The organism is Pseudonocardia sp., assembly GCF_035305885.1.
GTDB lineage: Bacteria > Actinomycetota > Actinomycetes > Mycobacteriales > Pseudonocardiaceae > Pseudonocardia.
On record NZ_DATGOP010000013.1, the window covers coordinates 1 to 19746 of the forward strand.

Here is a 19746-nt window from a genome sequence, read left to right on the forward strand (position 1 = left end):
GGCCTCGACTCCGCCCGACAGGTCGATGACGTGCGCCCGCCGTGCGATCCGCGTGATCCCAGGCCCGTCCACCGCCGCCCAGGCGTGCGCCTGCAGCGGATCTGGCCGCACGGTGACCCGCACCGCGTCGAGCGAACGCAGGTCGTCGACGACCGCGGCGACGACCCCCGCGTCGACGCCCGCGCCCGCGAGGCCACCGATGCCCCACCCCGTCGGGTAGGACCCGTACCAGCCACCGGGTGCCGACGGCCCCCGCCGCCGGACGAGCGGCAGGACGAAGCGGCGGCCGTCGCTGAACTCGTACAGGCGGGAGGCGTCCTCGTACGCGCCCCGGGCGACCATCGCGTCGATCCACTCCGGCGCGTGCTCGGGCAGGGCGTGCGGATCCCGGGCAAGCACCTCCCGCCACGGCTCGCGAGGAGCCGGGGCGATCACTCGCATCACGTTCTGCTACTCCCGATGTGCGGTCCCTGGCGTCGAGGACGGGCGTCCCCGTATCCCCGCGGCACGACCCGGAGCATCCGGACGGGGACCGACTCGCCGATCAAGTCGCATCGGTCGTCGTCGGCGTTACCGCGCTCCCCGGATGGGCGGGCGCCCCGTCGAACGGGCGCCCGCGAGCGGTCCCGTTCGGGGCCGTTCCTCCTGTCCGGACAATTGCAGAAAAAGGAAAGGTGAACGCGCCAGTCGGCGCGTGAAGTCATTTTCCAGAAAGGGAACGTCCGATCCGGCAGTAGCCCGAACATCCCCGCGGATTGCACCGTCCAGCGGCTACCGCGGCCCTCCGGACACGCGACCCGCCGCCCGGCATCGGGCCCGGCGGCTGCATTCGTGGAAGGCGATCACACCGACCACGTCCCGGGCGGACAACCCCGCATCGAACGACCGGCACCGGCCCCCCGGAACCGATCATTGCCACGTGGCCGGCACCCGACCGGCCTCACCGTTCACGGTGGACCACACCCCCACGGTCCGCGCCGACCCCGCACCCGGGACGGCGGCTCCACGACTCCCCTCACAACCTGCCCAACGTCGCGGACGCGAACATCGTTACACGAAGCCCGAACAGCGCACCCCCGTGCTCCGTTCGGCGCAGACAATGGCGTGCGCGAGAAGGCCGAACGCAGCAACCGGTGCAGCACCGAAAGCGAACTCTCAGAAATCGGCACCCGCGCCGCGTAACAGCGCCGGTAACACGGGCGAAACCATCAGCGTGCCGCGCGCGACGGGGGATCGGCGGCCGTCCTCGATCGAATCCGACAGGCCGACCAGGCGCTGCGCGACGCGCACGACAACACGCATTGGGGGGGAACGCACGAATGGCGCTGATGCCGCCTCCGGGGCTCCTCGACCGCCGCATTGCGGATCGACGACGACCCCGTCCACCGAGAAGACTCGAGCACTTCTTCGAAGCCAGCTGCGACCGCAATCCGTCGGCGATCGCCGTCGAGGACGGCGACCTCGTCCTCACCTACGCCGAGCTGGAACGACGGGCCAACCAGCTCGCCCACCTGCTCCGCGCGTACGGCGTCGGCGCCGGGTCACGGGTCGGCCTGCTGCTCGAGCGGTCGTGGCTCACGTACACGGCCCTGCTCGGGATCCTCAAGGCCGGCGCCGCGTTCGTGCCGATCGACCCGGGCGCGCCCGCCGAGCGCGTGGCCTACATCGCCGAGAACGCCGACCTCAACCTGCTGCTCAGCAGCACGACGCTGGCCCCGACCACGGCCGAGCTCACCGCCACCCCGGTGTGGCACCTCGACGAGCTGGGCGAACACCTGCACGGCTCCCCCACCACCCGGCCGGGGCCGCTGCCCACCGATCCCGACGACGACCCGGTCTGCTACGTGATCTACACGTCCGGGTCGAGCGGGCGACCGAAGGGCGTCGCCGTCGCGCAGTCGAGCATCTGCAACTTCATCGACGTCGTGCCCCGCATCTACGACGTCCGCCCCACCGACCGCGTCTACCAGGGGATGACGGTCTCCTTCGACTTCTCGATCGAGGAGATCTGGCCGACCTTCGCCGTGGGCGCGACCCTCGTCGTCGGGCCCACCGACTCGCGCAAGCTGGGTGCGGAGCTCGCCGACTTCCTCGACGAGCGCGGGGTCACCGTCCTGTACTGCGTGCCGACGCTCCTCGCGACGATCCCCCGTGACCTGCCCCGGATCCGCAACCTGCTGGTCGGCGGGGAAGCGTGCCCGGCGGGGCTCGTCCAGCGGTGGAGCCGCCCCGGGCGCCGCATGCTCAACACCTACGGGCCGACCGAGACCACGGTCACCTGCACCTGGGGGGAACTCGTCCCCGACAAGCCCGTGACCATCGGGCGCCCGCTGCCCACGTACTCGATCGTCATCCTCGACGACCGGCTGCGCCCGGTGCCCGATGGCGAGGTCGGCGAGATCTGCGTCGGCGGCCCCGGCGTGGCGCTGGGCTACGTCGGTCTGCCCGAGAAGACCGCCGAGCGGTTCGTCTTCCACCCGCTCGCCCCTCCGCTGCCGGACGGCAGGCCGGGCCGGCTCTACCGCACCGGCGACCTCGGGCGCATCGACCCGAACGGCGAGATCGTCTACCTCGGCCGCGCCGACAGCGAGGTCAAGATCCGCGGCCACCGGGTGGACCTCGAGGAGATCGAGAACGTGCTGCTCGAGGACCCCGACGTCGAGAGCGCCGTGGCCGCGCTCAAACGGGTGCGCGGCAACGACGAGCTCGCGGCCTACTTCGTGCCGCGCGACGGCGCCGTCGATCCGGACGCGGCCGTGGACCGCCTGCTCGCGCAGCTGCGCCGGCGCCTACCCGGCTACATGGTGCCCGCCTACCTCGAGGTGCTCGGCGCCCTGCCGATGATGCCCAGCGGCAAGGTCGACCGGAACCGGCTGCCCGACCCGACCGAACGGCGCGTCGCCGCCGGGCCCGGCGGCCCCGTGGTGGGGGCCGCGAGCGAGGTCGAGCAGCGGATCCGCGAGGTGTGGGCCGAGGCGTTCGGCATCGAGCCGGACGCCCTGTCGGTCGAGGCCGACTTCTTCGCCGACCTCGGCGGGCACTCGATGCTCGCGGCCACCGTCGTCTCCGCGCTGCGCGAGCGGGGCATCGGGCGCAGCCCGGCCATCCGCGACCTGTACGCGAACCCGACGGTCCGCTCGCTCGCCGCCGCCCTCGACACGTCCGACGCCACCCAACCCCTCACCGCCGTGGCGGCGCCGCGCGAGCCCGCGAAGCCCCACCCGTGGCGCCGGGTCGCGGCGGCGGGGACGGCGCAGGCGGCGATCCTCTACGCGCTGCTGTTCGTCGCGGGGTTCCCGGTCGTCGCGGTCTACAGCGCGAACGACGGGGACGTCTCGATCGAGGTGCTCGGCGAGCTGGCGCTCGCGATCTCGGCGGCCTTCCTCGGCGCGCGCTGGCTGCTGGTGCCGTTCTTCGTCCGCCTGTGCGCCGCGGACATCCGCCCCGGCCGCTACCCGCTGTGGTCGATGACGTTCGTGCGCCTGTGGGCGATGGACGTGCTGCTCGGGTTCGCACCCCTCCCCGTGCTCAGCGGCTCGCCGTTCATGCCGGGGTTCCTGCGCGCGCTCGGCGCCCGCATCGGGGAGGACGTGCACATCGCCACCAGCGCCGTGTCGATGCCGACGATGCTCGCGGTCGGCCCCGGCGCCTCGCTCGGCTACGGCGTCGAGGTGCGGCCGTGGACCGTCGAGGACGGGTGGGTGCACGTCGCGCCGGTGCAGGTCGGGGCGGACGCCTTCGTCGGCGCCGGGGCGGTCCTCGAGCCCGGCGCGTCCATCGGCAACGAGGCCGCCGTCGCGAACCACTCGATGATCGCGCAGGGCCAGGTCATCGGCGACGGCGAGCGGTGGGCCGGCTCGCCGTCGGCGCGGGTCGAGCGGCTCTCGCCCACGGTCGAGTCGATGCTCGCCGCCGGGCCCGTGCCCGGGTGGACGCAGCGGCTGCGGGGCCGGGCGCTCGCGGGCCTGTGCCTGCTCGAGCTGCTCCCGCTGGTGATGTTCGTGCCCGGCGTCGCGCTCGTGTGGTGGGCGCTGCTCAACCACGGCATCGTCGCCGGCCTCGTGGCGGCCGCGCTCGTCGGGCCGGTGTTCGTGCTCACCGTGTGCGGGCTCGTCGCCGGGACGCGGCGACTCGTCCTCCCCCGGACCCCACCGGGGGTGCACGGCTTGCGCTCCGGCCTCGGCATCCGCAAGTGGATCGTCGACAAGCTGCTCGAGCAGAGCCTCACCCACACCAACTCGCTCTACGCCACCCTCTACACGGTCCCGTGGCTGCGGGCGCTGGGCGCCAAGGTCGGCCGAGGCGCCGAGGTCTCGACCGCGGCCCACCTCGACCCGGCCCTGCTGACGCTGCAGGACGAGAGCTTCGTCGCCGACATGGCGAGCGTCGGCAGCGCCACGTTCGCCAACGGCCGGATGGCCCTGCAGCACACCGTGGTCGGGCGGCGCGCCTTCGTCGGCAACGCCTCCATGGTCCCGGCAGGCACGACGATGGGCGACGACTCGCTCGTGGGCGTGCACACGGTGCCGCCCGCGGGCGGCGTGCCGCCCGGGACGTCCTGGCTCGGGTCCCCGGCGATCTACCTGCCCAAGCGGCAGGACAGCGGGACCTACGACGAGACGCTCACCTTCCGGCCCAGCCGGCGGCAGCGCGCCGAGCGGCTCGTGATCGAGTTCTTCCGGATCACGCTCCCGGCGTCGCTGCTCGCGGTCGCGTTCTACCTGTACCTGCTCGGGATCTCACAGCTCGCCGACCGGTTGGGCCTGCTCATCGTCGCCGCGCTCGCACCGCTGCTCGCGATCGGCGCGAGCCTGGCCGTCGTCATCGCGGTGGCGACGATCAAGTGGTGCGTCGTCGGCGCGTACCGGCCGAGGGTCGAACCGCTGTGGAGCCGGTTCGTGCGGCGCACCGAGTTCGTCACCGGCCTGTACGAGGCCGCGGCCGTGCCCGCGCTGCTCAACCTGGTGATCGGCACGCCGTTCCTCCCGCCGCTGCTGCGCCTGTTCGGCACCCGCATCGGCAAGCGGACCTGGATCGGCACCACCTACCTCACCGAGTTCGACCTCGTGACGATCGACGACCACGCGACCGTCGGCCGCGGGGTGTCCCTGCAGACCCACCTCTTCGAGGACCGCGTCATGAAGATGTCCACCGTCCACATCGGAGCGGGCGCGACCGTCGGGGACCGCGCGATCGTCCTCTACGACGCGGTCGTCGGCCGGCAGGCCGTGCTGAACGCGCTGTCGCTGGTCATGAAGGGCGAGGAGCTCCCGCCCGGCACCCGGTGGCGCGGCATCCCGGCCGAGGGGGTGCCGGCGTGACCAGCGTGCGGATCACGGTGCTCGACCTCGACGGCGTGCCGGAGGAGGCGCTCCGGCACGGCCTCACACCGGGTGACGTCGCGCTGGTCGCGCACGTGCGCAACGAGCGGCGGCGGCTGCGGCTCCTCGCGGCCCGGCACGCGTTCCGGGCCGCGGCCGCCGACGTCGCCGGGCACCCGCCTGCGGAGATCACCCTGCGGCGAGGGCTGGACGGCGGCCCGTTCACCGTCGCCCCCGGCGCGCACGTCGCGGCCACCGAACAGGGGCGCTACTGCGCCGTCGCCACCGCGCGCGGCCTGCCCGTCGGGGTGGACCTCAAGCAGGTGGTGCCCACCCCGCCGACCCCGGCGCTGGTGAGCTTCCTGCCCGCGCGTGGCCGCGCAGCGCTCGAGGCCGCCCGACCCGACGGGGCGCCCCGGGAGTTCGCGCTCTGGTGGTGCCGCGTCGAGGCGGCCGCCCGGGTGTGCGGGGCCGGCCTCGACGACGGCGCGCGCTGCCTCGACGCGTGCGCCGACCACGCCGAGGTGGTCGGGCCGGACCTCGCGGTCGCCGTCGCCGTTCCCGGCGGCGGGCCGCTCGCGGTCCGGGTGTCGTTCGCCGCCACCCCGGCGGGAGCGGTGCGATGAGCGCCCCGCTCGCGCTGGTCTACCGGGGCAAGGCCGCGAAGCCGTCCGCGTGCTCGGACGCGGTCGCCGGCCTGCTCGCGAGCTCCGCCCACGGCTTCGACGTCCGGTTCGTCGGCCCGAAGGAACGCCTCGGGATCACGAGCGACGTGCTGGCCGGGGCGGCCCTGTACGCCCAGCCCGGCGGCGGTGAACTCGGGCCCGCGTACCGCAGGATGCGCCGCTACCGCGACACCATCCGGGACTACGTCGCGGCCGGCGGTCGCTACCTGGGCTTCTGCCTGGGCGGCTACCTCGCGGGCCAGACCCCGGGCTTCGGCCTGCTGCCGGGCGACACCGACCAGTACGTCCGGACGAAGCGCGCGACCGTCCGCACCACCGACGACACCGTGGTCGAGCTCCGGTGGCGCGGATCGCAGCGCTACCTGTTCTTCCAGGACGGGCCGGTGTTCCAGCTCGACCCCGACGCCACCGGCGTGGACGTGCTCGCGCGCTACCCCAACGGGGAGCTCGCCGCGCTCGTCGCGCCGTTCGGCGCCGGCCGGGTCGGGGTGGTCGGCCCGCACCCCGAGGCCACGCCCGACTGGTACGGCGACCTCGGCCTCCCCGACCCCGACCCCGAGCACGCCGAGCTCGGCCACGACCTGATCGATGCACTGATGGGCGGCCCCGCCGCCAACGCCGCCCGGCCCGCCAGGGCCGGCTGGAGGAGGATTTGGTGAACTCCCGTCTCCTGGTCTCCGACGTCGACCACTTCCGGATCGACTACGAGATCAACCCCTACATGGACCGGGCCGACCAGCCCGATCGCGCGGCCGCGGCCGCAGAGCACCGCGCGATCCTCGACGCGCACCGACGGGCCGGCCGCGACCTCGCGTACCTGCCCTCCGTGCCGGGCTGCCCGGACATGGTCTACACGGCGAACGCCGCCGTGGTCCGCGGCGACGTCGCGGTGCTCGGCAACCTCCCCGCCCAGCGCCGCCCCGAGACCCCGCACCACCGCTCGTGGCTGATCGAGGCCGGCTTCATCGTGATCGACACGCCCTACGCGTTCAGCGGCCAGGGCGACGCGCTCCCCTGGGGCGACCTGCTGCTCGCCGGGTACGGCCAGCGGACCGACCGGCGCGTGCACGCCGTCCTGCGCGAGTACCTCGGCTACGAGATCGTCCCGCTGCGCACGGTCGACCCGCGCTGGTACGACCTCGACCTCGCCGTCGCCGTGATCGACGAGAACACCCTCGCCTACTGCCCGGAGGCGCTCGACCTGCCCAGCCGCGCCCGGCTGCAGGCGCTGGGCTGCGACCTCGTCGAGGTGGACGAGGCGGAGGCGCTCGGCTTCGCGCTGAACCTCGTCAGCGACGGGAGCACCGTCACGATGTCCGATGGTGCCCCCCGGTTCGCGGCGGCCCTGCGCGAGCGGGGGCTCGTCGTGGACGAGGTGGTGACCACGCAGCTGCGCAAGGGCGGCGGAGGGGTCCGCTGCACCTCGCTCACGCTCGACAACCCGGCTGCGGTGCGCGCCGTGCAGGCGGTGGCCTCGTGACGCAGACCGCGCCCGTGAACGGGCACGCGCTCCCCACGATCGTCTTCCCGCCACCCCGCCGTCCCCGCCTCGCGGGGATCGACATGGCGCGCGGCCTCGCGTTGCTCGGGATGGTCGCGGTGCACGCGCTCGTCGTCATCACCGACGACGGTGCACCCACCCCGCTCTACACGGTCGTCGCGGGCCGGTCCGCGGCGCTCTTCGCCGTCCTGGCCGGCGTCGGGATCGCGTTCACGACCGGCCGCGCCCGGGTGGTGCCCGGCCGTCCCTTCCTCGCCGCCGCGTCCGCGCTCGTCGCCCGCGCGGTGGGCATCGGCCTGATCGGGCTCGCGCTCGGCGGCACGGACGCGGAGATCGTGTCCGTCATCCTGTGCTACTACGCGGTGCTCTTCCTCTTCGCGGTACCGCTCGTGCTGCTGCCGACCTGGGCGATCGCGGCCACCGGCGCCGTGGTCGCCGCCGGGGTGCCGGTGCTGAGCCACCTGCTGCGCCCAGGGCTGCCGGTGCCCGACCCGGACAACCCGTCGTTCGCCCAGCTGTTCGGTGATCCGCTCGGGCTCCTCGGCGAGCTCACGCTCACCGGCGCCTACCCGGCGCTGCCGTGGCTCGCCTACCTCTGCGCCGGGCTGGTGGTCGGCCGGCTGCGGCTCGAGTCGGTGCGCGTCGCGGCGGGGCTGGTCGGCGCAGGCGTCGGCGCCGCTGTCGCCGCCACCGCCGCGTCGCTGGTCCTGCTGTACCCGCTCGGCGGCATGGCGGGCATCGCGGCCGCCACCCCGGCCGAGGAGGTGGAGGGCTACCGCTCGATCGCCGACTACGTCGCCCTGCTCCCGAGCGGCACCACGCCGACGACGACCTGGTGGTGGCTCGCGGTCGCCTCGCCCCACGCGGGCACCACACCCGACCTCGTCCAGACGACCGGCTCGGCGCTGGCGGTGATCGGGGCGATGCTGCTGCTCGACCGGCTGGCCGGGTCGGGGCCCGCCCGCGTCGTCCGGCTCGTCGGCGTGCCGTTGGCCGCCGCGGGTTCGATGACGCTGACCCTCTACACCGCCTCGGTGCTGTTCATGAGCTCCGACCTCGACGTGTACGAGCCGATGGCAGGATTCCTCGTGCAGGTGGCGGCGGGGGTGGTGTTCGCGGTGATGTGGCGGAAGGCGATGGGCAAGGGGCCGTTGGAGTCGCTCGTGAGCTGGGCGGCGCACCGCTCGCGCGCGGCCGTCGACCGGTGGGACCAGCTCCCCGCACCGACGTGGCGCGACCGCACCTGGTGAGGCCGGCCCGGCCGGCCGCCGTCGTCGGGCTGCTCGCCGCCGTCCTCCTCACCGGGTGCACGGCCGTAGCGGGTCCCACCGCCCCGGCCGAGCCGGAGCGCGCCGATCCCTGGGAAGCGCGTCCGGTCGTCGACCTCGCCTACGACGTCTCGGACGACCTCACGAGCGTGCAGGGCCGCGAGTCGCTCACGTTCACCCCGGACGCGCCGGTCTGCGAGCTGGTCGTGCGGATGTGGCCGAACAAGCCGACGACCGCGGAGAGCGGCAGCGGGATGTCGCTGACCTCCGCCGTGGTCGACGGCGTGGCGACGCAGCCGGTCGTGCAGGCCGCCGGCGCCCCGGACACGCACGACGGCACGCTCGTCGAGCTGCCGCTGCAGCGGTGCCGGCAACCGGGCGAGGCGATCCGGGCGGAGCTGGAGTTCGTGCTCGCGCTCGGCGAGGACGCCCCCGAGCGGATGGGCTACTCGTCGTCGGCCGACGTCGCGTGGTTCGCCACCGCGTTCCCCCTGCTGTCCTGGGTGCGTGGCGAGGGCTGGGCGCGCGACGAGGCGGTCGACCTCGGCGGCGAGACCGTCGTCAGCGAGGACTTCCGACTGGCCCAGCTCACCGTCACCGCCCCCAGCCGGTACCGGGTGCTCGCCACCGGCACCCCGGGCGGCACCAGCGGGCAGGCCGGCCGCACGACCCACCGCTTCACCGCCGAGGCCGTCCGCGACGTGGCCGTCGCCGTCGGCGACTACGACGTGACCGCGTTCCAGGCCGCGGGCGTCGACGTCGCGCTGGGCACCCCGGCGAGCGGCACCCGCGTCCCCCCGGACGTGTGGGCGTCGGAGATCGAGAGCATGCTCACCGCCCTGCAGGAGCTGCTCGGCCCCTACCCCTACCCCGAGCTCTCCGTTGCGATCGCGCCGCCGCAGTCCGACGGCATCGAGTTCCCGGCCGCGCTGCAGTTCGGCGACGTCGACCGCCGCGGCCTGCACTCCCTCATCGCCCACGAGCTCGCCCACCAGTGGTTCTACGCGCTCGTCGGCAACAACCAGGCCCGCGACCCGTGGATCGACGAGGCCTTCGCCACCTACGCCCAGGCCGTCGTCGCCGGGCAGCGCGACGTCTACCGGCTCGACGAGCTCCCCCGGCGACGGCGCGGCAACCTCGGCGCCCCGATGTCGTACTGGGCCGAGCAGGGCGGCTTCGGCCGCTACGAGCAGGGCGTCTACAGCCAGGGTGCGGCGCTGCTGCTCGAGGCGCGCGACCGCGTCGGGGCCGACCGGTTCGACCGCGCCCTGCGCGGCTACATCGCGGCCAACGCCCACCGCGTCGCGCAGCCGGCGGACGTCGAGGCGGCCTTCGCCGAGCTGCCGGAGGTCGTTGAGCTGCTCGGGCGGCACGGGGCGCTGGGCTGAACCGCAGGTCCGGCGCTCGATCGCATCGGTAACGGCACCCACCCGGTTGTCGAAAGGCCGAATGGAGCTCCCCAGCCCCCGGCCGACCACGGCCGCCCCTGACGTCGAGGGGTCACGACCTTGCGCAGCACAACGCCCGGGCATCGCGGCCTGATCGGAACCAGCCGCGCACTCGCCTTCGACCTGCTGGTCCTCGCCGCCCTGTTCAGCGGCGCCGTCCTGCTCGGCATCCTGATCCACGGCAGGCACGCGGTCGCCCACGAGGCGGTCGGCGTGCTCGCGCTCGCGGCGGGGCTCGCCGCCGCGATCCTGCTCGCCGCCGTGGCCGCGCTCACCGGCAGCGCGCGCACCGGGCGGACCGCGGGCGCCGTCGCCCTCTACGCGGGCGTGGCGCTGCTCGTCCGGGCCGCGGGCCTCGCCGACCCGATGAACACCTGGGTGCTGGCCGGGTCCATCGCGATGCTCGGCGCGCTCGGGCTGCTCGTGCTGGCCGTGCGCGGGCCGGTCACCGGGCGGACCGGGCGGTGGGCGGCGTGGGCCGTCGGCGGGCTCACCATGGTGATCGTCGTGGCCGTCGGCGCCGTCGCCGTCGCGCTGCCCGGGCGGATGCCGCCCGGCTGGCTGGTCGCCGGGCTCGACGTCGTCGCGTGGTCGGGCACCGGCGCCGCCGGGATCATCGCGCTGATCGCCGGGACCCGGTCCGGGCGGGCGCTGGTCCGTCGCACCGGGATCGCCTTCGCCACGATGTCGGCCGCGCACGCGGTGCGGATCATCGCGGGCCAGCCGCCGGGGTCGGACCCGGGCGCGGTCGACGCCGCGCTCGAGCTCACGGCGGTCGCGATGCTGCTGGTCGCCGCGGTCGCGTTCTTCGTCGCAGTCCTGCGCGGGCTGAACGCACCCACGGTGTCGCCCGTGCCGGCCCGGTTGGGGGCACCGGAACGCGCCGACGGCCGCCGGGGCGCCGACTCCCCGAGCCGGGTCGGCGCCGTCACCGTGGGCCCGGTGACGGACGGGATCCGCATCCTCGCCCCCGCCGTCGCCGCGGGGCCGCACGCCGACGGGCACGACCGGGCCGGTGGGCCGCCGCGCCGGTGGAGCCGCACCAGCCCGCACCGCAGGGGGCGGCCCGACCGCGGGCGGCCGCCGGGGCGTCGGGCGCGCGGCTGAGCCCGGGCCGCGCGCAGCCCGCGACTCGCCCACACTCAGCGCGCGACTCGCCGACACCCAGCGCGCGACTCGCCCGCACTCAGCGCGCGACTCGCGGGGTCAGGCGGCGCGTTGGCCCAGCCAGGGCTCCCAGGACGGCAGCGGCTCGACCGCCAGCACCAGCAGGCCGTTCGCCGCGCGCGGGGCGCGCGGGGTGACCTGCAGGGTCCAGCCCAGCTCCTCGATGAGCCGGTCGGCCTTCTTGGAGTTGCAGGTGCGGCAGGCCGCGACGCAGTTGTCCCAGCTGTGGGTGCCGCCCCGGCTGCGGGGGACGACGTGGTCGATCGTGTCGGCCCGCTTGCCGCAGTAGGCGCAGCGCCGCCCGTCGCGGCGGAGCACGCCGGCGCGGGTCATCGGGACGGTGTGCCGGTACGGCACCCGCACGTAGCGGGACAGCCGCATCACCGACGGCGCGGGGATGGTGAGGTTCTCGGAGTGGAAGGCGGCGCCGCCGAGGGACTCCTCGACGCACTCGGCCTTGCCGGTGAGCATCAGGACGATCGCGCGCTTCGCCGTGACGACGGCGAGCGGCTCGAAGGTGGCGTTCAGAAGCAGGACCCGGGACCCCGTCGGGACCGCGCTCGGGTGCCGCGCGGCCCCCGGCACCTCCCCTGGCTCGGGGTCGGTACCGATGGGGTCGGGTTGTCGGTGCTTCACACGACCACCTCCCTGCCGCAGATAAGACCACAGTGAGGCGGCTTACGCACGTGTGATATAGGACCGTTTTGCCGATCACACGTTCGGCGGCAGGATGAGGTCGGTCAGCGGGCGGCGTCGGCGAGCAGTTCGCTCTCGATGAGAGCCCGCATCCGGCCGAGCACCTCCATCATCGTGTCGACCAGCTGACGGGCCTCCTTCGCGGAGCGAGCGGAGGCGATCTCGCGGCGGGCGTCGCCGATGAAGCTGGTCAGCAGCGCGACGAGGACCCGGTTGACCGGGCTGTTGCTCGCACCGAGCAGCTTGAAGTTGTCCTTCACCCACGCCTTGCTGGTCTGCCGCAGGAGCTTCTGGAATCCGGGCGGGGTGTCCCCGTCGTGCACGAGCTTCACCATGTCGCGGTTGGCCCACGTGGCCTCGAGGTACGCGCGCGCCCCGGCCTCGAACAGCGTGAACGGGTCGGTCTCGCCCGCGGCCCGCGCCGCGGCGACAGCGCGGGCGGCCACCTCGTGCTGCTCGTCGCGGTAGCGCTCCCAGAGCGCCGTGAACAGCTCCGCCTTGCCGCCGAAGTGGTGGTAGAGGCTCCCGACGCTGGCCCCGGCCCGCTCGACGACCTCCGAGACGCTCGCCTCGGCGAAGCCGCGCTGGGCGAACACGATCCGGGCGGCGTCCAGGAACTGCGACCGCGTCTGTTCGGTTGTGCTCCACTGCCGGCCTGCTCCGCGGCCGCTGCGCACTGTCACGGCGCCTCCTCGGACCCCTGGCTCCCCTCGGGCGCCGGTCGCGAGCTTACGTCGCCGCCGATCCCGCGGGACGGAAGACCGGTACGGCGGTCTCGCCGTGGTCCTCCCAGCCCACCTCCACCCGCATGCCGACGTGAACGGCGTCGGGGTCGGCGTCGACCTCCGCGAGCAGGCGGAAGCCCTCGTCGAGGTCGACGTACGCGACGACGTAGGGGGCGCGGGACCGGAAGTACGGGTGCCCGTGCCGGCGCACGACCGTGTACGTGTACACGACGCCGCGGCCGGCCGAGTCGCGCACCTGCCCGCCGTCGGTGCGGCGCGGGTAGAACACCACCCCGCCGTCCCGGTCGGTGGTGTAGGTGAGGCGGTGCTCGCCGCACGCCCGCCAGAACTCGGCGGTGTCGGGCTCGGTGAGCACGGGCAGCGGACGCGTGGGCTCTCCGGGCACCTCTCAGCCCCTCTCCAGGACGACGGTGGCGGCGGCGTGGCGGGTGCCGAGCAACCCGCCGTTGCCGTGGGCGACCGCGGTCCGGGCGCCTTCGACCTGCGCGGTGGACTCCCCGCGCAGCTGCCGGGTGGCCTCGATGAGCAGGAAGATCCCGCGCATGCCCGGGTGGTTCGACGACAACCCGCCGCCGTCGGTGTTGAGCGCCGGGGCGCCGGGCCGGTCGAAGCGCAGCCGCCCGCCCTCGACGTACGGTCCGCCCTCGCCCTTCTTCGCGAACCCGAGGTCCTCGAGCAGGGTGAGCACGGTGATCGTGAACGAGTCGTAGATCATCGCGATGTCGACGTCCTCGGGGCGCACCCCCGCCTCGGCGAAGGCGGGCGGCCCGGAGAGCGCCGCGGCGCTGGTGGTGATGTCGCGGTCGTTGCCGGGGTAGCCGACCGCCTCGCCCGCGCCGGTGATCCAGACCGGGGTGGTACGGCAGTCCCGCGCGACGTCCGCCGCGGCGATCACGACGGCGCCGCCGCCGTCGGACACCAGGCAGCAGTCGAGCACGTGCAACGGGTCGGCGACGAGCGGCGAGCCCAGCACGTCGTCGACGGTGATCTCGCCCGAGTTGCGGATACCGAGCGCGGCGAGCCCGGCGACGGCCTCCGGGTTGCGGACGGCGTGCGCACGCGTGGTGACCGCGATCTCCGCGAGCTGCTCGGGGGTGGTGCCGTACTGGTGCATGTGGCGCTGCGCGACCAGCGCGTAGTTGCCGATGAGCGGCAGCCCGTAGGGAACCTCCATGTTGTTCCCCGGCGCCGGGTCGCCCATCGACCGGGCGCCGGTGCCGATGGCCCGCGATTCGCTCTTCGCCGTGGACCCGTAGGTCAGCAGGGCGACGCGCGCCCGTCCGGCCGCGATGTCCCGCGCGGCGTGCGCGGCGTGGAACTCGTACGAGCTGCCCCCCACCGCGGTGGTGTCGACCAGCCGCGGCGTGATGCCGAGGTACTCCGGAACCGCGATGCCGGCCATGGGGCCGGTCTCCCCCGCGTCGTACACGGCGTCGACGTCGGCGAGGGTGAGGCCGGCGTCGGCGAGGGCACGGGCCGCGCTCTCGGCCTTGATCTGCCACTTCGACACGCCGTCGACCCGCCTGGACGGGTACTCGTGGATGCCGACGATCGCCGCGGCCCGCGCTGCCATGCGTTACCTCCGGTCAGTGGAAACGGACGCGCCCGCGGTCGATGGCCACGGTGCCGTCGTCGGTGGTGGTGCGGAACAGCGCCGACCCGGCACCGCCGCCCGGCCCGTCGTCCCAGATCGAGACGACGAGCTCCTGGCCCGGCAGCACCGGCCTGGTGAACCGCCCGGACATCGCGTCGAACCGGTCCGGGTCGGATCCGCAGAGCGCGTGCAGCAGCGCCCGGCCGGTGAAGCCGTAGGTGCACAGCCCGTGCAGGATCGGGCGGGGGAACCCGCCGCGTGCGGCGAAGGCGGGATCGGCGTGCAGCGGGTTGCGGTCCCCGGACAGCCGGTAGAGCAGCGCCTGCTCGGGCCGGGTGGCGTAGCGGACCTGTTCGTCGGGGGCCCGCTCGGGCAGCTCCCACGGCTCGCTCGACGGCCCGGACCGTCCGAACCCGCCCTCGCCGCGGATGAACACCCCGCTGCGGCTGGTGACGAGCGGCTTGCCGGTGTCGGCGTCGGTGGCGGTGTTCTCGGTGGTCACCAGGGCCCCGCTGCCCTTGTCGGCGATCCCGGTGACGGTGGAGACCACCCGCACCCGACCGTCGACGGGCAGCGGCGCGTGCAGCTCGAACGCCTGCTCGGCGTGCACGAGCTTGGCCGGGTCGAAGTCGCCGAGGCGGCGCCCGGTGCGGGCCTGGGCGGCCAGCACGCCGAACGTGGGCAGCACGCGCAGCTCGACCCCCGCGGTGTTCTCGGTGGTGAACGCGAGCTCGGCCGTGGGGTCGGGTGCGCCGGCGCCGACGCCGAGCGCGTACAGGATGACGTCGTCGGCGCACCAGGTCCGCTCGACCGGCTCGGACGCGACCCCCACCAGGCTGTGGTCCAGCGCCATCGCTGCCCTCCCGCACACGGTCTTGGAACGCGGTTCTAGGACAGAGTTCCCGGGAGCCGCCTGCGTGTCAAGCCGTTGACATGCGACGCAGCCGGCGCCCATAGTCGAATCCAGTTCTAGGATTCCGATCCAGATCGGTCCGGGAGGACGCGATGGCGCGATCCGCGACGCTCGACGACGAGACCCCCGACCTCGACGCCCCCGGCCTCGACGCCGCACGCAGGAGGCTCGCCACCCCGGACCGGCTGCGGGAGTTCTTCCGGCCGCGCAGCGTGGCGCTCGTCGGGGCGTCCGACGCGTCCGGCTGGGGCCGGTTCATCGTCGACAGCCTGCGCACGGTCGGGTTCACCGGCCCGCTGCGCATGGTCCACCCGAGCCGCCCCACCGCGTTCGACCTGCCGACCGTCCCGAGCCTGCGCGCGCTGGACGAGCCGGTGGATCTGGCCTACGTCCTCGCGCCGACGCACGCCGTCGAGGGGGTCCTCGAGGACGCCGCCGCAGCCGGCATCCGCAACGCGATCGTGCTCGCCTCCGGCTACGGCGACGGCGGTGGCGCGGAGGGCCGCGCGCTCGAGCAGCGGCTCGTGCGGCGCGCCGTCGAGCTCGACATCACGCTGCTGGGTCCCAACTGCCTCGGCTTCGTCAACGCCGCGAGCTCGGTGGCGCCGTTCGGGCTCGGGATCGTGCCGCCCCTGCGCCGCGGACCGGTGGGCATCGTGCTCCAGAGCGGCGCCCTGACCAGCAACGTCCTCGCGTTCGCCCGGGTCCACCAGGTGGGCATCAGCCTGTTGACCTCGATGGGCAACGAGGCCGTGATCACCACGGCGGACGTGGTCGAGCACCTGATCGCCGACGACGACTGCCGCGTGATCGGGCTCTTCCTCGAGTCGGTGCGGGACGCACCGCGGTTCGTCGAGCTCGCCGCGGCGGCGCTCGCGGTCGGCAAGCCGATCGTCGCGCTCAAGGTCGGCCGCACCGAGGCCGGGCAGCGCACCGCGCTCGCGCACACCGGCGCCGTGGCGGGCGACGACGCCGTGGTGGGCGCCGCGTTCCGCCAGTACGGCGTGATCCGGGTCGACAGCCTGGAGGAGCTGCTGGTGACGTGCGGGCTCTTCGGCTCGGGTCAGGTGCCGCGCGGGCGGCGGATGGGCGTGGTCACCGCGTCCGGCGGGGCCTGCGACATCATCGCCGACCGCAGCACCGACGAGGGCATCGCGATCCCGGAGTTCGCCGCGTCGACCACCGAGCGGCTGCGCGCGGCGTTGCCGCCGTTCGCGGCCGCCCAGAACCCGCTCGACGTCACCGGCGTGATCCTCGCCGAGCGCGGGTCGGCGCAGGCCGGGCTCGGCGACGTCGCCCTGGACGCGGTGGTCGAGGACCCCGGCGTCGACTTCGTGTTCAACATGGTGTCCCTGCCGGCCGCCCCACCTCCCGACCCGTCGGTGATCGAGCGGCGGCTGGCCGCGATCGCGGCGACGCGCGACCGTTCCCCGGTCCCGATCGTCAACTTCACCGCCACCTGCACCGACCTCTCGCCCTACGCCCAGTCCCTGCTGGACGCCCACGGGCTGCACGCCCTCGGCGGCATCGAGTTCGGGCTCAGGGCCGTCGGGAACGCGCTGCGCTGGCACGAGACCCGACAGGGCCCACCACCGGTCCGCGCACCGGCCGCGCCGAGCCCGCCCGCCGGGACGCCCGACGGGCCGTGGTCGGAGGCCCGCGGCCGCGAGCTGCTCGCGGCCGCCGGGGTGCCGCTCGTGCCGGCCGAGCTGGTGACGGACGCGGACGCGGCGGTCGCCGCCGCCGAGCGGTTCGGCGGCCCGGTCGCCCTCAAGGTCTGCTCCGCGGAGATCGCCCACAAGAGCGACATCGGCGGCGTCGCGCTCGACGTCGGGAGTTCGGGAGCCGCGGGAGCCGACCAGGTGCGGGCCGCGTTCGCGCGGGTCCTCGCGGCCGGGCGCGCGGCGACGGCGGCCGTCGACGGCGTGCTGGTGAGCCCGATGCGCCCCCGGGCGACGGAGCTCTTCGTCGGCGTCACCGTCGACCCGTCGTTCGGTCCCGTGCTCGCCGTCGGCCTCGGCGGGGTGTTCGTCGAGGTGCTGCACGACGTCGCGCTGCGCCTGCTCCCGGTGGACGAGGCGCAGGTGCGCCGGATGCTCGGCGAGCTGCGCGGGGCGGCCGTGCTCACCGGTGCGCGCGGCGCCCGCCCCGTCGACCTCGACCGCGTGGCCGGGGTCGTCACGGCGATCGCCGCCGCCGCGACCCGGCTCGGGCCGGCCCTGCGAACGCTGGAGATCAACCCGCTGCGCGTCGACGGGAGCGACGTCGAGGCGCTCGACGTGCTCGTGGTGACTGGGAGGAACTGATGGAACTCGACCTGGGGCCGGAGGCCGCCGCCTTCCGGGCGGAGGTCCGCGACTGGATCGCCCGCAACGCCCCCGCCGGGCTCGCCGAGCTGGTCGACTGGACGTCCCCGCCGATGACCGGCGGCGACCGCGCGGCGTGGCAGCGCGCGGAGGCCGACCCCCGCTACGCGGAGTGGGACCGGCGCCTGCTGGAAGGCGGGTGGATCTGCCCCCAATGGCCCAAGCGCTTCGGCGGCCGGGGGCTCACGCCGGTGCAGAACGCGATCTTCAGCGAGGAGCTGGCGCGCGCGGGCCTGCCCCGCGTCCGCCGGGGGTTCGGCGAGAACATGGTCGGCCCGTCGATCATGGTGCACGGCACCGAGGAGCAGCAGAAGCACTTCCTGCCCCGGATCATCACCGCCGAGGACGTCTACTGCCAGGGCTTCTCCGAGCCGGAGCACGGATCCGACCTCGGGGGCGTGCAGACCCGCGGCGTCGTCGTCGGTGACGAGATCGTGGTGACCGGGCAGAAGGTGTGGACGTCCGGGTTCTACCGGGCGAACATGATCTTCGTCCTGTGCCGGACGGACCCGGATGCGCCCAAGCACAAGGGCCTCTCCTACGTCCTGCTCCCGATGCGCGACAACAACATCGACGCGCGGCCGCTCAAGCAGCTGACCGGGTCCGCGGAGTTCGGGGAGGAGTTCATCGACGGCGCCCGGGCCCCGCTGTTCAACGTCATCGGGGGGCTGGGTGGCGGCTGGCGGGTCGCTATGACGACGCTCGGGCACGAACGCGGCGGCAGCGCCACCATCGCCCACCTGCGCTACCGCCGCCAGTTCGAGGAGCTGGTCGAGCTGGCGCGGCGGCAGGGCCGTGACCGCGACCCCGTGGTGCGCCAGGAGCTCGCCTGGTGCTACACGCACGTCGAGATCATGCGCTACCAGGGCATGCGCCTGATGGCGCAGCTCGCTGAGGGCCGCGAGCCGGGGCCCGAGGCGTCGGTGTCGAAGCTGTTCTGGAGCGAGTACGAACGGCGCGTCGGCGAGATCGCGGCGGAGCTGCTGGGCGCGGAGGCGCTGGTGCGGCCGGACGGCGAGGGCTACCGGACCAGCCACTGGCAGGGCGTTTTCCTCGCCAGCCGGGCCGGGACGATCTACTCCGGCACCAGCGAGATCCAGCGCAACATCATCGCGGAACGGGCGTTGGGCCTGCCGCGCGAGCCGGCCGGGGTGGCGCGGTGAGCGGGCGGCTCGAGGGGCGGGTCGCCGTCGTCACCGGGGCCGGACGGGGCATCGGGGCGGGGATCGCCCGGCTGCTCGCCGCCGAGGGCGCCGCCGTCGTCGTCAACGACCTGGGGGTGGAGCTGGACGGCAGCGGCGCCGACACCGGGCCCGCGGCGACGGTGGCCCAGCAGATCGCCGACGCGGGCGGCACGGCCGTGTCCGACGGCGGCGACGTCTCCGACCCGGAGGTCGGTGAGCGCCTCGTCCGTACCGCGGTGGAGAAGTTCGGATCGCTGGACGTGCTGGTCAACGTGGCCGGCATCCTGCGCGATCGGATGATCTTCAACCTGTCCGAGCAGGAGTGGGACGACGTCATCCGCGTCCACCTCAAGGGGCACTTCTCCACGACGAAACCGGCCGCCGCGTACTGGCGCGAGCAGCGCAACCCGGAGGGGCACTACCGGCTGATCAACTTCACGTCGGTGTCCGGCCTGTACGGCGCCCCCGGCCAGCCGAACTACGCCGCCGCGAAGATGGGCATCGTCGGGCTCACGTACTCCTGCGCGAACGCGCTGGCGAAGTACGGGGTCACGGCGAACGCGATCTCCCCCGGCGCGGCCACGCGGATGACCGCGTCGATCCCCACCGAGCGCCGACGCGGCACGTCCGCGGCCGACGACGAGCGCTCGCCGGACAACGTCGCACCGATCGTCGCCTACCTGGCGAGCACCGCGTCGGACTGGCTCACCGGGCAGGTGATCGGCGCGCGCGGTTACGAGGTGCACCTGATGAACAAGCCGGAGCCGATCCGCCACATCGTCTCCGACGGGCCGTGGCAGCCCGACCGGCTCGCCGACATGGTCGAACGCGTCTTCAAACCCGCCGTCCGCTAGGA

General features: G+C 74.4%; 17 protein-coding genes. 10 read left to right on the plus strand and 7 right to left on the minus strand.

The genetic code is table 11. From position 1 onward, the window contains the following. A partial coding sequence (locus VKZ81_RS02125) for a hypothetical protein (RefSeq protein ID WP_324239657.1) occupies positions 1 to 441 on the minus strand: 441 nt, incomplete at its 3' end. 714 nt (positions 442 to 1155) lie between these two features. Further along, the gene (locus VKZ81_RS02130; protein ID WP_324239658.1) at positions 1156 to 1290 is read right to left on the minus strand and encodes a hypothetical protein; all 135 of its coding nucleotides are present in this window, start codon (positions 1288 to 1290) and stop codon (positions 1156 to 1158) included. A gap of 38 nt (positions 1291 to 1328) precedes the next feature. Here VKZ81_RS02130 and VKZ81_RS02135 point away from each other — a divergent pair, with 38 nt between their 5' ends. The 7 genes from VKZ81_RS02135 to VKZ81_RS02165 all read left to right on the plus strand — a co-directional run bounded on the left by VKZ81_RS02135 (position 1329) and on the right by VKZ81_RS02165 (position 11331). Next, a complete protein-coding gene (locus VKZ81_RS02135) occupies positions 1329 to 5321 on the plus strand; it encodes a Pls/PosA family non-ribosomal peptide synthetase (RefSeq protein ID WP_324239659.1) in 3993 nt (1330 codons plus the stop codon). After that, positions 5318 to 5947 (plus strand): 4'-phosphopantetheinyl transferase family protein, encoded by a 630-nt coding sequence (locus tag VKZ81_RS02140; protein WP_324239660.1) that lies wholly within the window; start codon positions 5318 to 5320, stop codon positions 5945 to 5947. Before VKZ81_RS02135 ends, VKZ81_RS02140 begins: the two co-directional genes overlap by 4 nt. Beyond that, on the plus strand, positions 5944 to 6666 hold the full coding sequence (locus tag VKZ81_RS02145) for a BPL-N domain-containing protein (RefSeq protein WP_324239661.1): 723 nt from the start codon (positions 5944 to 5946) through the stop codon (positions 6664 to 6666). Before VKZ81_RS02140 ends, VKZ81_RS02145 begins: the two co-directional genes overlap by 4 nt. Further along, entirely contained in the window at positions 6663 to 7487 is an 825-nt protein-coding gene (locus VKZ81_RS02150) for a dimethylarginine dimethylaminohydrolase family protein (RefSeq protein ID WP_324239662.1), read from the plus strand. The genes VKZ81_RS02145 and VKZ81_RS02150 overlap by 4 nt, the downstream gene beginning before the upstream one ends. Then, positions 7484 to 8758, plus strand: a complete 1275-nt coding sequence (locus tag VKZ81_RS02155; RefSeq protein WP_324239663.1) for a heparan-alpha-glucosaminide N-acetyltransferase domain-containing protein — start codon at positions 7484 to 7486, stop codon at positions 8756 to 8758. Before VKZ81_RS02150 ends, VKZ81_RS02155 begins: the two co-directional genes overlap by 4 nt. Next, positions 8755 to 10164: a M1 family aminopeptidase gene (locus VKZ81_RS02160; RefSeq protein WP_324239664.1), complete on the plus strand. Its 1410-nt coding sequence runs from the start codon at positions 8755 to 8757 to the stop codon at positions 10162 to 10164. Before VKZ81_RS02155 ends, VKZ81_RS02160 begins: the two co-directional genes overlap by 4 nt. Before the next feature lie 120 nt (positions 10165 to 10284). After that, complete coding sequence (locus VKZ81_RS02165) at positions 10285 to 11331, plus strand: hypothetical protein (protein ID WP_324239665.1); 1047 nt, start codon at positions 10285 to 10287, stop codon at positions 11329 to 11331. A gap of 99 nt (positions 11332 to 11430) precedes the next feature. Here the strand turns inward: VKZ81_RS02165 and VKZ81_RS02170 are convergent, their stop codons facing one another. From VKZ81_RS02170 to VKZ81_RS02190, 5 genes are all read right to left on the minus strand, one after another. Next, positions 11431 to 12027, minus strand: a complete 597-nt coding sequence (locus tag VKZ81_RS02170; protein WP_324239666.1) for an HNH endonuclease — start codon at positions 12025 to 12027, stop codon at positions 11431 to 11433. Positions 12028 to 12131: 104 nt separating this feature from the next. Beyond that, positions 12132 to 12770, minus strand: coding sequence for a TetR/AcrR family transcriptional regulator (locus VKZ81_RS02175; protein WP_324239667.1), 639 nt, complete (start codon positions 12768 to 12770; stop codon positions 12132 to 12134). Between the two features lie 46 nt (positions 12771 to 12816). Next, on the minus strand, positions 12817 to 13218 hold the full coding sequence (locus tag VKZ81_RS02180) for a Zn-ribbon domain-containing OB-fold protein (RefSeq protein WP_324239668.1): 402 nt from the start codon (positions 13216 to 13218) through the stop codon (positions 12817 to 12819). A gap of 3 nt (positions 13219 to 13221) precedes the next feature. Beyond that, entirely contained in the window at positions 13222 to 14406 is a 1185-nt protein-coding gene (locus tag VKZ81_RS02185; protein ID WP_324239669.1) for a thiolase C-terminal domain-containing protein, read from the minus strand. Between the two features lie 13 nt (positions 14407 to 14419). Further along, complete coding sequence (locus VKZ81_RS02190) at positions 14420 to 15280, minus strand: MaoC/PaaZ C-terminal domain-containing protein (RefSeq protein ID WP_324239670.1); 861 nt, start codon at positions 15278 to 15280, stop codon at positions 14420 to 14422. Between the two features lie 152 nt (positions 15281 to 15432). Here VKZ81_RS02190 and VKZ81_RS02195 point away from each other — a divergent pair, with 152 nt between their 5' ends. The 3 genes from VKZ81_RS02195 to VKZ81_RS02205 are packed head-to-tail and all read left to right on the plus strand — an operon-like array spanning position 15433 to position 19744. Beyond that, positions 15433 to 17646, plus strand: a complete 2214-nt coding sequence (locus tag VKZ81_RS02195) for an acetate--CoA ligase family protein (RefSeq protein WP_324239671.1) — start codon at positions 15433 to 15435, stop codon at positions 17644 to 17646. After that, complete coding sequence (locus VKZ81_RS02200) at positions 17646 to 18869, plus strand: acyl-CoA dehydrogenase family protein (protein WP_324239672.1); 1224 nt, start codon at positions 17646 to 17648, stop codon at positions 18867 to 18869. The genes VKZ81_RS02195 and VKZ81_RS02200 overlap by 1 nt, the downstream gene beginning before the upstream one ends. Continuing rightward, positions 18866 to 19744: an SDR family NAD(P)-dependent oxidoreductase gene (locus VKZ81_RS02205; protein WP_324239673.1), complete on the plus strand. Its 879-nt coding sequence runs from the start codon at positions 18866 to 18868 to the stop codon at positions 19742 to 19744. The genes VKZ81_RS02200 and VKZ81_RS02205 overlap by 4 nt, the downstream gene beginning before the upstream one ends. Positions 19745 to 19746: the final 2 nt, after the last annotated feature.